The organism is Maribellus sp. YY47 (genome assembly GCF_023111095.1).
GTDB lineage: Bacteria > Bacteroidota > Bacteroidia > Bacteroidales > Prolixibacteraceae > Draconibacterium.
Map to the genome: position 1 here is coordinate 17696 of NZ_JALGYW010000007.1, position 13518 is coordinate 31213.

General features: G+C 46.3%; 11 protein-coding genes. 1 reads left to right on the forward strand and 10 read right to left on the reverse strand.

Annotated elements, in window-relative coordinates; genetic code table 11:
* Positions 1–43 precede the first annotated feature (43 nt).
* Positions 44–1507: a M48 family metalloprotease gene (locus MR764_RS07070; protein ID WP_247978708.1), complete on the forward strand. Its 1464-nt coding sequence runs from the start codon at positions 44–46 to the stop codon at positions 1505–1507.
* 4 nt (positions 1508–1511) lie between these two features.
* Here the strand turns inward: MR764_RS07070 and MR764_RS07075 are convergent, their stop codons facing one another.
* The 10 genes from MR764_RS07075 to MR764_RS07120 form a co-directional block, all read right to left on the reverse strand.
* Complete coding sequence (locus MR764_RS07075) at positions 1512–2768, reverse strand: glycoside hydrolase family 5 protein (protein WP_247978709.1); 1257 nt, start codon at positions 2766–2768, stop codon at positions 1512–1514.
* A 91-nt stretch (positions 2769–2859) separates the two neighbouring features.
* Complete coding sequence (locus tag MR764_RS07080; protein WP_247978710.1) at positions 2860–4029, reverse strand: metallophosphoesterase family protein; 1170 nt, start codon at positions 4027–4029, stop codon at positions 2860–2862.
* A 163-nt stretch (positions 4030–4192) separates the two neighbouring features.
* Positions 4193–4966 carry a glucosamine-6-phosphate deaminase gene (locus MR764_RS07085; protein WP_247978711.1) on the reverse strand — a complete coding sequence of 258 codons (774 nt, stop codon included), beginning with the start codon at positions 4964–4966 and terminating at the stop codon, positions 4193–4195.
* Positions 4967–5052: 86 nt separating this feature from the next.
* Complete coding sequence (nagA, locus tag MR764_RS07090) at positions 5053–6237, reverse strand: N-acetylglucosamine-6-phosphate deacetylase (protein WP_247978712.1); 1185 nt, start codon at positions 6235–6237, stop codon at positions 5053–5055.
* Between the two features lie 33 nt (positions 6238–6270).
* Entirely contained in the window at positions 6271–7578 is a 1308-nt protein-coding gene (locus MR764_RS07095; protein WP_247978713.1) for a sugar MFS transporter, read from the reverse strand.
* 41 nt (positions 7579–7619) lie between these two features.
* Positions 7620–9215: a Gfo/Idh/MocA family oxidoreductase gene (locus MR764_RS07100; protein ID WP_247978714.1), complete on the reverse strand. Its 1596-nt coding sequence runs from the start codon at positions 9213–9215 to the stop codon at positions 7620–7622.
* A gap of 1 nt (position 9216) precedes the next feature.
* Positions 9217–9708: a DoxX family membrane protein gene (locus MR764_RS07105; RefSeq protein ID WP_247978715.1), complete on the reverse strand. Its 492-nt coding sequence runs from the start codon at positions 9706–9708 to the stop codon at positions 9217–9219.
* A 30-nt stretch (positions 9709–9738) separates the two neighbouring features.
* Positions 9739–11082 carry a Gfo/Idh/MocA family oxidoreductase gene (locus MR764_RS07110; RefSeq protein WP_247978716.1) on the reverse strand — a complete coding sequence of 448 codons (1344 nt, stop codon included), beginning with the start codon at positions 11080–11082 and terminating at the stop codon, positions 9739–9741.
* A gap of 17 nt (positions 11083–11099) precedes the next feature.
* Entirely contained in the window at positions 11100–12125 is a 1026-nt protein-coding gene (locus MR764_RS07115; RefSeq protein ID WP_247978717.1) for a Gfo/Idh/MocA family oxidoreductase, read from the reverse strand.
* Between the two features lie 24 nt (positions 12126–12149).
* On the reverse strand, positions 12150–13376 hold the full coding sequence (locus MR764_RS07120) for an acyl-CoA thioester hydrolase/BAAT C-terminal domain-containing protein (protein ID WP_247978718.1): 1227 nt from the start codon (positions 13374–13376) through the stop codon (positions 12150–12152).
* Positions 13377–13518 lie beyond the last annotated feature (142 nt).

The following is a 13518-nucleotide window of genomic DNA, read 5'->3' on the forward strand; positions in this document are numbered from 1 at the left end:
GTGTAAAGTCGTAAACAAAGAAACCACATCTAACATTCAGAATATGAAAGCTACTAAATCGATTTTTTCACTGTTGCTACTTGCAGCGCTAATTTTATTGATTCCCTCATGTGCTGTAAATCCTGTAACCGGCAAACGGCAAATCATGTTTGTTTCGGAGGAACAGGAAATTGCCATGGGTGCGCAGTATCATCCGTCGGTGGTTGCCACTTTTGGAATTTATGACAACCCTGCCTTGCAAAAATTTATCGAAGAAAAAGGGACAGAGATGGCCAAAATCTCGCACCGTCCCAACTTAAAATATCATTTTACCATTCTCGATTCTCCGGTGGTGAATGCCTTTGCCGTTCCAGGCGGCTACCTCTACGTTACCCGCGGAATTTTGGCGCAGTTTAACAGCGAGGCAGAACTGATCGGGGTGTTAGGGCACGAAATGGGGCACGTTACAGCACGGCATTCGGCGCAACAACAAACCAACCAAACCATTGGGCAGGCCGTTTTGCTGGGTGGAATGCTGGCCTCTAAAGAAATTTATGAAATGGCTGATGCGGCGATGGCCGGAATGCAGCTGCTTTTCATGAGTTTCAGCCGCGAAAATGAACGCGAATCCGACCGATTGGGTGTGGAATATGCCACAAAAATTGGTTACGATGCCCACAAAATGGCCGATTTCTTCCAGGTACTTGAGAAAATGAACATGGCCAGCGAGCAAGCCGGTGTGCCTACGTTTATGTCGACGCACCCCAATCCGGAAGACCGTTTTAATACCGTCCACAAAATCAGCGACGAGTGGCAGGCTAAATATCCCGGAAAAGATTTTATAGTTGACAACAACGACTATCTCAGCATGATTGACGGAATCGTGTATGGTGATGACCCGCGGCAGGGCTTTGTGGAAAACAACACTTTTTATCACCCGGAATTGAAATTCAAATTTGCATTTCCATCGGGCTGGACATTGGTAAACTCGCCCACACAGGTGCAGATCGCCGCTCCCGATCAAAAAGCCGGAATTATCTTTGCACTTTCCGACGAAACCACAGCGGCAGCAGCTTCGCAAAAGGCGATCACCGACCTGAAACTGTCAGGAGTTGAGAGTAAGAATGTGCAGGTTAACGGAGCCAATGCAGTAGAAGTCATCTCGCAACAAAGTTCCGAAACACAATCAGGAACTCAGCAGGTGATCAAACTTTGCTCGTATTTTATTGAAAAGGGCGGCAAAGTATTCGCTTTCCATGGTATTGCTGCCGATGCCGACTTCAGTAAATACCGGCCTTCTTTCGAATCGACCATGAAAGGTTTTTCAACTTTAACTGATGCATCGAAGTTAAATGTAAAACCTGACCGGATCAGGATAAAAACGGTTCAAAAAACAAGTACCCTTTCCGATGCTTTTGCTTACTTCGGTGTTCCCAAAGACCAGTACAAACAACTGGCGCTTCTGAACAACATGGATTTAAACCAACAGCTGACCAGAGGCAAACTGATTAAAGTTATTCTGAAATAAGCAATCACGGTTTCAGCCCCATCGCCTGAATGTATTCATCGTTAACTGTACAATTTTTGAATCGGCAGTTTTCGATGAATTCAAGCATGGCTTTTTTCACCACCTCCTGGTCGGGACGGGCAGCACGAATTTCGGCAAAACTACTTCGCGGAGCTTCGGTAAACTCAACGATTACCTCCCAGTTTTCGGGGGTTGGAATGGTTGCCATTCCGCGTTCACTTCCCATCTTTTTATAGGGCCAGTAGGTGTATCCAATGTTATTGCGGATCATCAGCCGGGTCCAGGCCGAAATCCACTCGTTGGTGTTCTCGCCTGTTTCACCCATAAACATAGGCAGGTTTACCGAGTCCCTGAAATCAACAAAATCCTGAATATTGGCCTGCAGCGTATCGCACCAGTAGCGGTGGCAGGAGTACATGATGTTGTCATCAAACTTCGAATCGGTAAAAACGCTGAAGTTGCTGTTCCACTGCGCACCTCCGAGCATAATAATATGGTTGTTATCTACCTCGCGAATAGCTTCAACGGCCTTCATATAAACCGGTTCAAGTTGCTTGTTCAGCATTTCCCGTTCTTCTCCGGTAAAATGTGTTGCAATGGGTTCATTTAACAGGTCGTAACCTAAAATCACGGGCTCATTTTTATAATGATCGGCAATTCTTTTCCAGATATCGACAAATAGTTTCTGACTGGATTCGCTTATCATCAGCCACGGATAGCCGTAGCTGTCGTCAATGTTGTCGCCCGTTTGTCCGCCGGGAGCATCGTGCATATCAAGTATCAGGTAAATCTCCGACACGCGGCACCATTCCACCAAACTGTCCAAACGTTGAAATCCATCCTGATCACGGGTTAGGCCCATGTAATCTTCATCGGTAAAAAGTTTGTAGTGAAAAGGTATTCGAATGGTATTGGCACCCGTACTTTTAATGTATTGAATATCCTCCCGCGTTACGTAATTGTCTTTGAACTGCTTCCAGAATTCATCGACAAAATCGGGCCCTACCATTTCGCGAAATGCCTGATCAATCAACCTGGCCGAGTTGGTTTTCCGGAATTGAAACATATAACCTTCGGGATTCAGCCAATTCCCCAAATTCGTGCCCTGAATAAAAAACTTGCTCCCGTCAGGAGCGAGCAGATCAGGTCCGCTAATGGTAATGAATTCAGGCTCGGGATTGCTTACCGGTGTTGTTTTACAGGAATAAAAGGCAGCCACCAGTACTGCCAGTAAAATGATCAGTCCAGCATGTCTCTTCATATCGGTTTATATTAGATAATTCCTGAAAATACAAACAATCCCCGGAAACGAGATAAAGACGCTGCTCTTTCCGTCAGAAGAAGGTTTATTTTCAGAATGTTAGCTTTTCCAAGGTTTCTCCGTCGGTACTTTTTCGAAGAATTGAAAAGCTGTTAAGATCGGCATTTACCTCCAGCGAGGTGTTGTGCGCATTAATAATGATCGGAAAATCATACAGTCCCGGCTCCGGTTTTAAATATTCGTAGCTATGCAAATGCCCGCACAACATGGCTGTTACGCCCTGGCCGTTTAATACCGGCAAAAACTTATTCCGGATATCGTTGGGGCCGTGCCAGGTCGATCCTGCCGGAGGAATGTGAATCAGCACCACTTTGTATTTCGCGGTTTTAAAATCTTCGGTTTTGATCAATTCTTTCAGCCACTGCTGCTGTTCGCTGCGGTAGGCGTCAAATTGTGCCAGCCCCGAATATTCGATATCCGAATCCGGTTTGTCTTCGCCTCCGTCGAGCACAATAAAATATACCGGCCCCTGGCGAAACGAATAATAGAGTTTCCCGGTATTCGTCGGAAAATACTCCGGAAAATTAACACTGAACTTACCGCGTGTTTCATGATTTCCGCGGCAATAGTACATGGGCACTTCGCCGGCAAACATCGTTACGGCGTCGTCCATAAAACCGCTGAAAAACTGTGTCTCGTCGTTCATCGACGAAACCATATCGCCGTTAAAAATGACAAGATCGGTCTTTCCGTACTCAACCTTTCCCGATAGGTTCTTCAGGTCATCCACCCGGCTGTGGATATCATTTAACATCAGAAATGAAATTGTTTTTTTGTCTTTATCGAGCGTTGAAAAACGCAAAGGTTTTTTCGAATATACATTCGACGATGCAATGTTTCCGTACAAAACACGGTGCCCTTCGTAACTCCGTACCGCCTTCGAAAAAATACGGTAACGGTATTCCGTTCCTTTTTTCAAACCTGCAATTTTTATTTTATGCAGCGTTCCCACCACCCGGTTTCCGTTTGAAGTCTGGTAATACTTCGGGCGTTCGCTGGCATAAAAACTGTCGTCGCCAGCCGGTGCTACTTCCACCCACGAAACGGCGTTGCTATCAGTGGTCCAAACAATGGTTGCTTCATTTTCCCCAAGTGCCTGAATATACGGCCCATGTGTAATATTTACCTCTTGCGCGTATCCTGCAAGCGAAAAAATAGAAAGGAAAAAAGAGAGAAGCGGAAATGTTATTGCTCTGTTCATGATTTTTTAGGTTATCGCTTCAAACTGAATTCCCATCGTTCCATACGATTTGAATTCAATCAAGCTTAGTTGGTAAAAACAGCTGTGAAATTAGCAAAAAGTGTCAAAAGAAAAAGCAGACAAACTTGCGCTTACCTGCTTTTTCTGCTATTTCGTTATAAAACTATTCGTTCAGCAACGAAGCGCTTTCGCCGTCCAAAAACAGAATGGCTTTAGGATGCTGGCGCAAAGCCGTTGAGGGATAGTTCTGATCGACCGTTTGCGTTAACGTTTTTTGAACAGCCCATGCCTTGGTAAGCCCCGGAACCATACAAAATACAGAAGCAGGACGCATTAAAGTGGGCACCGTAAGTGTAAGTGCATGCGTTGGAACTTCCTCAATCGCAGTAAAACATCCGTCGTTTACCTGCTGCTGACGGCACGAGAGATCCAGGTCAACCACTTTTACGGTTTCCGGATCGTTGAAATTAGCCACATGCGGATCGTTAAACGCAATGTGTGTGTTTTCGCCAATTCCCATACAAACAATATCAGGCTGAAAACCATTCAGCAGTTCGGTATAGCGCACACATTCCTGCTGCGGATCATCAGCGAGTCCGTTCAAGTAATGTACTTCATGGAACGGCACTTTATCAAATATCCGTTCTTTCAGGAAATTTCCAAAGCCCTGCGGGGCGTCTGCCGGGAGCCCAATGTACTCATCCATGTGAAAGGCAATCACACGTTGCCAGTCGATGCCCGGCTGAGCGATTAAAGCCTCCAAAAATTCGTTTTGTGAAGGCGCTGCGGCAAAAATCATACTGATGCGCTCGCGTTCGTCCAGCAAAGTACATATGGTTTCAGCCACCATAAAGGCTGCACTTTCGCCCATTTCGCGGCGAGTGGAATATATTTTTACAGAAAGGCTATCTTTCTGAAGTTCGGTTTTTATCTTCATTCTTTCAATTTTGTACAATGATTTTACAAGCAAATTGGTTCCCCAAAAATTACTGCTCCTTTCATTGACTTTTTTATTCTGGTCTGTTATAAATTTTGATAGATCATATCGCCTTTTACCAAAGTAGCCAACACCCGAATATCAGCATCAAAAATGGTGATGTCGGCATCTTTCCCAATGGTCAGGCTTCCTTTTTGTTTTTCTACACCTGAAATTCGTGCGGGTGTAGAGGTGATCATCTGCACGGCATGCAACAGCGGCACCCCCGCCAGCTCGATCATGTTTCGCACCAGGCGGTCGGCCGTAGCCACACTTCCGGCAAATGCAGTACGATCGGGCAATTTGGCAACGCCATCTTCCACCAAAACGGGCATCCCGTCTTTTGTACTTCCAAGTATGCTTTCGCTTACTTCCTGACCGGCAGCGCGCATCGAATCGGTTATTAGTGCAATCCGGTTCGGCCCCATTTGTTTGTAGATCAACTGCAACAAACTGGGCGGAAGATGCACGCCATCGGCAATAATTTCAACCGTTAACTGATCGTATAAATAGCCACTTTCGATGATCCCGGCATAACGGAAAGCATTGCGACGGGTTACACCCGACATGGCTGAATAAAAATGCGTCAGGTGCGTATAGCCATTCTCCAGCGCCTCGGCCACCACTTCGGAAGTAGCGTCGGAATGAGCGATTGCCGCCAAAATTCCTCTTTTGCTCAATTCCCGGCCAAATTCCATGGCGCCGTCCAGCTCGGGAGCGGCACTCCAGCGAATAATATCCGACGATTGATTCAGCAAAGCCAGGTATTCATCGCGTTGCGGACTCCGGATGTAACGCGGGTCTTGTGCTCCTTTCTGACTCATGGCAAAATACGGTCCTTCGAGATGCAGCCCCAAAAACTGCGCGCCTCCGAAGTTCTCGCTTTTCACCTGCTTGTACGATTCCAGCAGTTGCAACAGGTCTTCTTTTTCGGCCGTAAGCGTTGTAGGTACCAGCGCCGTTGTTCCAAAACGGGCATGCGTACGGGCAGCTTCGCGAAAAGCTTCAACCGTACCGTCCATAAAGTCGTAGCCACCGGCGCCATGCGTGTGCAGGTCGATAAATCCGGGGGAAACATAATTCCCCCCGGCATCCACTACCTCTGAGTCCGGAAAAGATATATCTCCCGAACCTACTCCTATAATTGTCCCATTTTCAATCAACAAGGTTCCGTTCTCAATAACCCGGAACGGAGTTATCAACTTCCCGTTTATTATTTTTATCCGTTTCATTGTGTTCCTTATTTAATTATCCTAAATAACCAGCTAGGCTGCCACACCTGGTCTCCACCGTTTGATCCGGTAACCATAAGCAGCAAAGAAAACCAGGTACATGTAACATGGAATTAAAATCAGGTAGGCCGAACGCACGCTAAAATGATCGGCCATTATTCCGTACAATACCGGAGTGAGAGCATTACCACACAAGCCCATAATCATGATGGAAGAACCGAGTTTGGTAAAACGTCCAAGCCCTTTGATGGCCAGGGGCCAAATGTTTGCATAGATCAGCGAATTGGGTAGCCCCAACGCTGCCAAAAACCAAATGGAGATATCGGTTTGGTGCCCAAATACGTTAACCGATCCGCTAAAGATCAGCACCGCTGCAGATAACACCAGTCCAAGTAAAGTACAAACCAATAGCGCATTTCGCTGATTAATAAAACGCGGAATGGTGATCACTCCCACGAAATAACCACACATGGTTGCGCCCAACACATACGAAGGAAACACTTTGGCTTCAAGCAAATCCAGTCCCATGGTACGCGCGTAGCCAATAATGGTATCGATGGCAATGATTTGCGACCCCACATGAAAAAATATGGCCAGCGCTCCTAAAACCAGGTAGGGAAACTGGAAAATACTGGTTTTGCCATGTTCACCTTCCGCCAGTTCTTCTTTGTTCGATTGTTCGGTATTCAACTCGGGTAGCGGCGAAAAGCGAACCAATATGCCCACTGCAACCAGCATCACTCCCAATACCGAATAAGGAAAAATCACTCTGCGGATCAGCTCATCGAGCAGGTGGTTTTTCTCGGCCACAGCCAGCGTTCCGCTTTCGAGTGTCCGGAACAGTTCACTGTCGGTTACCTTCAGTACAACAGCAGCAAAAACCAGCGGCGCCAGAATACCGGCTATCTTGTTACAGATTCCCATAATACTGATGCGCTGTGCAGCTCTTTCAATCGGGCCCACAATGGTCACATACGGATTGGCCGCTGTTTGCAGTAAAGCCAGTCCGGTTCCGATCAGAAACAAACCGGAGAGAAACACCGGGTATGCCCGGGTTAAGGCTGCCGGAACAAACAAAAATGCGCCGATAGCCATCGAGAAGAATCCAATCATCATACCTTTTTTAAAGCCCACCTTATCCAGCAAAAGCGAAGAAGGTACCGACATAAAAAAGTAAGCCACATAAAATGCAAAGGCCACCAGGTACGATTGGAAGTGCGTTAATTCGCAGGCAATCTTAAAATATGGAATCAGGATGGCGTTGACCCAGGAGACAAAGCCAAAAATAAAAAACATGAGTCCAAGGATTGCGATCGATATAATTGATGTTTTGTTTTTCACAAACTTGATATATTATTCTTATTGACTCGCAATAAGAGAGTTTAGATAATCTTTTTATTTACTTCGTCCCACTCCACGCATCGTTTTTCAACATAAGCGCGGTGAGCCATAATACAGGTAATACCTTCTTCAAAAGCCATGTCGATATTGGCGCTGGTTGTTCCGCCGTTTCGAATACAACCCAGCCACTCTCTCAGGTGAAGGTGCGTTACATCAACATTTCTCCCGTTAAGAGTGGTTGTTGTAAGTCCGCGCGAAGCATAATATTTCTCAGAAGCCGAACTCACTGCATCAATTTGCTGTGAAGCCGGATTGTAAGTTAAAAGTGGCGAGCCGGTATCGATCGCCCCCGATTTTATTTGCTCTTTGTAACGTGTCGATCCCGAATCGGCATGAATGATGACATTGCTTCCGAGTTCCATCGAGGCATCGTGCCCCATAAAAACCCGTCCGCGGCTGCGACTCGATGCCAGGTTTCCGCTGTACATCAGCGTAAGGTCATGTTTCGGATATTCAAAAACACAATTCAGCGAATCGGGCATTTCGCGGCCGTCTTTCCAGAAGTACACCCCGCCTGACGAAACCACTGATTTTGGAATACCCACACGTAGCAGCTGATTTACCGCATCAAATTCGTGGGTAAACAATTGCCCGATCATGCCAGTATCGTAATCAAACCATTGAGTCCAGTTGTAAAAACGTTCCACACTAAAGGGCACCTCGGGCGCTTCGCCAAGCCACTGTTTCCAGTCGATGCTTGATTCGCTGCCGGGTTTCAGGTTTCCTTTGGCATCGAGATGCCTCACCCAGGCGCCGTTTGCCGAATTCCGGTTCGATGTGGTTTCGATCAGGGTAATTTTGCCAAGAATATTCTTTTTGACAATTTCTTTGGCTTGCTGAAAGACCACACTTTGCGGAATTTGATGACCGAGCTGAAAAACAACCGCGCTGTTTTTTACGGTGGCGTACAACTCGTTGAGCTCGTCTTCGTGAAGCGCCACACTTTTCTCGCAATAAATGTGTTTTCCGGCTTTTGCCGCATCAATCGAAATGCGGGCATGATGGTGATCGGGCGTCGCCACAATCACGGCATCAATGTCTTTGTCGGCCAGCATTTCGTGGTAGGTGCGATAGCGTTTTACCGGTAATTTGGGAGCGCTGTTGCCTCCCGGGCGCGTATAGTTTTCGGCAGTAGCCAGTCCGTCTTCGGCATGGTTATCGAAAACATCGCAAATGCCTGTGATGGCTACATTCAAATACTCCTGTTGCAACCAGTCGTTAAGCAAATTTCTTTGCTGCCACGATTTCATATCCTCGGGATGAATAAAACCGAGCGCACGCGATAATTGCCGGGCACGCGTGCCAAAGCCGATAAATCCGACCCGGATTAAGTCGCCCTGCGGTTTCGTTTGTCCGTAATCTGATTTTGGAAGCTCCAGCGAATCCAGGCCCAACTCTTTTATAATGGAATTCTTTTTAGAAAGATCGTACTCCCGCTTATTGAGTAAGCCGATTCCAAACAAGCCCAAAACAGGCAATCCGGCCATCGCTTTCAAAACAGTTCTCCGTTTCATATCCCGGTTAATTCCAAGATTTTCGCGTAACGAAGGTCCCTGATCCGTTTTTTTATCACTCATCTTATTTCTCCTCCTTCTTTTTTTTCCATCCCGCCATCAGTGCATCCATTCCCAAAATTCTGGAAGTTGGGAAAAAGGCGAGTACAGCCAGTGCAAAAGCCTCGATCAGCGTTTTATTGACAATCAGGTTGTTCCCATCGGCCGGCAACGAGTATTCGATACCCACCAATGGCGGACAATTGAAGTAATACACCACCAATAGCACAAATCCGGACAGTGCAGCAACTCTGAAAAACATCCCCAGAATAAGCCCCAGCCCGATGGCAATCAGCCCCCAGGTATTCAGGAAATCAACCGCACTCAGGATCGACGGATCGCTGATCACCCATTTCGCAAATCCGGATAAAATCCACTGCGATTCTTTTAAAAATCCGATGGATGACCATTGTGGATTCAACAGTTTTGCAATCCCTTCGTACAACAGGTGCCATCCGATCAGAAATCGCAAGGCCATCAGAAAAAGCAGTTGCCAACGGGTATAAGTATTTTTCATGTTAAGCATCGAAAAAGTAAATCAAGGGTACTACAATTTCATTTCCCAGCCTTTTTCATACTCACGTGTCCACAGTTTGCTGGCTTCCTTGTCTTTTATGATATGTCCGTTAGTCGGATCAATGTCCAAAGAACGGCCTACACGCTGAGCAATATTTCCCAACTGCACCAGGAGAGTACTTTTGTGTCCTGAATCAATATCCGATCTAAGTTTTTCTCCTTTTAAAATGCCGTTAAAAAAGTTTTGAATGTGCAAAGCATCCAACTGCTGAGCAGGGCTGGCGGCATTACGCGGATCAATTTTAGCTTTGTCTTCTACTTTTTTAAGTTCTTTCCCGGCATTGTCGAAAAGGGTGTATCCGTTTCCTCCGGTAATCAGTAAAGAACCTTTATCGCCGTAAAACATGGCACCAACCGACGAACCTTCAATAGGGCTGCCGTTGCAGCTGCGCCCCTCCCAGGTCATGGTAAAGCCTTCTTCAAAATCCATACTGATTACTTGTGTATCGGGCGTTTCCCAGTCGTCCTGATAATGGTATCTTCCTCCGTTTGAGCTTACACGAACGGGGTAATTCACTTCCATTCCCCAGCGCAGCAAGTCGACCATGTGTGTTCCGTTATTTAATGCTTCTCCGGTACCCCAGCGCCAGAACCAGTGCCAGTTATAATGTACAAAATTATCTTTAAACGCTGTACGCGGAGCCGGTCCTTGCCACAGCTCCCAGTTCAACCAGTCAGGAACAGCTACATTTTGTCCAACTCCAATTGATGCACGGGTATTGGTATACCAGCTTTTCCCAAAATAGGGTTTCCCGATGGATCCAGCTTTAATTTCCTCGATTCCTTTAATCACGTTAGGCCACGAACGACGCTGATTTCCCATCTGCAAAACCCTGCCGTAACGAGCAGCAGCTTCCACCAGCATTTCTCCCTCTGCAGGACTGTGACTACAGGGTTTCTCCAGGTAAACCTCTTTGCCGGCTTTCATGGCGAGCAAAGCTGCCGGTGCATGCCAGTGGTCGGGTGTTGCAATAACCATCGCATCAAGGTCTTTATCCTCTAATGCTTTCCTGAAATCGCCATAGATTTTAGGACGACTCGCTGATACTGCTGAAACCTCTCCAACACAGCGTTCTGCAGCTCTGCTGTCGACATCCGAAACCGAGATTAAATTACAATTTTCCTGCATTGCAAAGTTTTTTGCCAATGCCAATCCCCTGGAGTTAACTCCAATTGAGCCCACATTAATCCTATCGTTGGCTCCTAAAATGTTCCGGTAGCTTTTTGCAGCCATTCCTGGCAAAATTCCGCCAAATGATAAAGCTGCAGTTCCAAGTGCTGCTGTTTTTATAAAGGTTCTTCTATTGTTTTCCATAATTTTTCGTTTGATTGTTATAATTTGATTTTCTTTTTGCTCTCTTTCTCTGCCTTTTTCATCACATCGGCAATTGAAACCGGGACTCCCCCTTTTTTCTTACTTAGATCGGCAGCTTCCATGAAGGCCAATATTTCCAGCGTTTCTTCTTTTATTACCGGCACTTCTCCTGTTTCAAAAAAATGTACAATTTTATCCAGCAAAGGAGTATATCCGTTGTAAGAACCTAATGAAAGAATGCCTTTCTCTCCGTAAACAACACCACCGTATCCATCTTTTCCGCTACGAATTCCGCGAAACGAGCCAATTCTTCCGCCAGCCCAGGTTCCCACTGTCACATCAGTATCCGGCGTGTTAATACGCACTACCGTTTCACAACCGGTTCCCATTGCGGTAAACAAAGTTTCTACCCCGTGAATTCCGTACCAAAAGAAATCGGGATGTGTAGCTTCCAGTTTACAGGGGCTGTATGTTTCGGCGCCTAGCACTTTACCGATACTTCCGCTGGCAACTTCATCCATCTTAACAATGTAACGAAGCGACGAAGCCGAAAAAACAGGAAGATTATAGTGTTCTGCTGCGCTAAAAATTGCCATTGCATCGCTTAACGATGCGGCCATCGGTTTATCAATAAACATGCGTTTCCCGGCAGCCAGTACCGGCAACGCCTGCTCCAGGTGACGGCGACCATCGTTTGTTTCCAACAGCACCACGTCCACTTTGGTAAGTAATTCTTCAACAGAACCTACGATCTCCACATCAAGTTGCTTCATTTGCTGAGTATAGCCTTCAATCCGGTCGACTGCCGACTTAATATCCAAACTTCCCTGCGGATAAGCCGCCACCACTTTATAATTCAGAAAAGTATCTCCGGCCGATGGGTCATTCATCGCCTTTGTAAAAGCAATACTGTGTGAGGTATCCAGGCCAATAATTCCTACCCGTTTCCCTTTCAACACCGGCTGCGCGATGCTAAAACTGCTCAAAAAGGCCATTACTATCAGCAATACGCCTACTTTCATCGAAATCAATCTTTTAGTCATAATATCTTTTTTATGGTTTTATATTTATTGTCCTTCCAGTTTGTTCTTGCGCTTCAAAAAATAGCTAAAAAACGCATATATCTGCTTATTCGATTCTTTATTCGGAGCATGTTCCGGCCGGTTGGTCATGCCCACTCTCCCGTTATATCCGAGTAATGCATTCACTTTCACGGCATGATTTAATGCCACCCAGCGTTCGGGCGGGTCTTCCGAACCTCCCGATACCAGGAAGGGTCGCGGAGCCATCAAAGCGTGCAGTTCCGTCAGATTATATCCCTCCGTTCTAAGTTTCGGATAAAGTCCCCTGGCCGGATTATCTTCCGTAATCATTCCCCTTTTTCTCCACGGTTTGGGATGATAACCCAGATACCAGGGCTCCCAGTAATTTACAGACTCACGCGATTCTTCGAAAACAATCCCGGGATCGGACCAAACGGCACAGGCAAACTTCTCGTACAAACACGATGCAAACATGGCCCACTTTCCGCCAAACGAATGTCCCACAATTCCAATCCGGGTAGAATCAACGCCTTCAACCCGGGCTAACACATTCCAGGCATTGGCTGCGGCATAGCCCAACATCGACAACGGCTGAACCTGTGCATTCTCAATTGAAGGATAATACAGCGAAAAGTTATTGGCTTTTGATGCCTCGCGCGTTCCCAACGACAAGGTAACAAAACCGCGCTGCGTAAGTTGATTGGCAAAATCGCGGTAAGGCTTCGCTCCTTCGGCTCCGATAGCCGTCTCGGGCTCATAATAAACCGTAATTACCGCAGGCTTTAGCCCTTCGCCATCCGGCACCAGCAGATAGGCATCTGTTTTCTCGTTGGGTGTCCAGTAAAAACGAATGTGATGTTGCGTGAAATTTTCGCGCCGAGTTGTCTCCAAATACTCTGGTTCCTGATTTTTAATGATCGCCGGCCACTCTCCCATCATCCCATGCCAGCGAGTAAGTATTTCGTTTCTGCGGTTGCTCCAGTCAGTAGTTGTTTTTACCGGAGTACCATCATAAAATTCAAGAGGAGAACGCAATTCACCATACGCCTCTGCATATTTTTCAGGAGGGCAAAAAACCGAATCCGGAAGCCGAGGTGCAGTATCTTGTTCTGTGATCTTAATCTCACCGGCGCGAAAGAATGATCCTGCCAGATTCTGACCGGCTTTTCCGGCAATACCGGCACCGCGAAAAAGAAGGAAAGCAAACGCTACTCCGATCGGTATAAGCACAATTATCATGAATCTTTTCATAGCACAGAAAATTACAGCGCTCTGGCACTCTTCTAATAATCAACAAAAATAAAAAACAAAACGAACTACGCAAACGTTTGTCTTCCAAATATGTTTCTATTAAAGTTTTTTATAGAGCCCCTTAAAAAATTGAGAATTACTA

Bases quoted from the DNA above. Each gene is read 5' to 3' on its own strand.
- MR764_RS07070 (WP_247978708.1), top strand. From the start codon at position 44: ATGAAAGCTACTAAATCGATTTTTTCACTGTTGCTACTTGCAGCGCTA.
- MR764_RS07075 (WP_247978709.1), bottom strand. From the start codon at position 2,768: ATGAAGAGACATGCTGGACTGATCATTTTACTGGCAGTACTGGTGGCT.
- MR764_RS07080 (WP_247978710.1), bottom strand. From the start codon at position 4,029: ATGAACAGAGCAATAACATTTCCGCTTCTCTCTTTTTTCCTTTCTATT.
- MR764_RS07085 (WP_247978711.1), bottom strand. From the start codon at position 4,966: ATGAAGATAAAAACCGAACTTCAGAAAGATAGCCTTTCTGTAAAAATA.
- nagA (WP_247978712.1), bottom strand. From the start codon at position 6,237: ATGAAACGGATAAAAATAATAAACGGGAAGTTGATAACTCCGTTCCGG.
- MR764_RS07100 (WP_247978714.1), bottom strand. From the start codon at position 9,215: ATGAGTGATAAAAAAACGGATCAGGGACCTTCGTTACGCGAAAATCTT.
- MR764_RS07105 (WP_247978715.1), bottom strand. From the start codon at position 9,708: ATGAAAAATACTTATACCCGTTGGCAACTGCTTTTTCTGATGGCCTTG.
- MR764_RS07110 (WP_247978716.1), bottom strand. From the start codon at position 11,082: ATGGAAAACAATAGAAGAACCTTTATAAAAACAGCAGCACTTGGAACT.
- MR764_RS07115 (WP_247978717.1), bottom strand. From the start codon at position 12,125: ATGACTAAAAGATTGATTTCGATGAAAGTAGGCGTATTGCTGATAGTA.
- MR764_RS07120 (WP_247978718.1), bottom strand. From the start codon at position 13,376: ATGAAAAGATTCATGATAATTGTGCTTATACCGATCGGAGTAGCGTTT.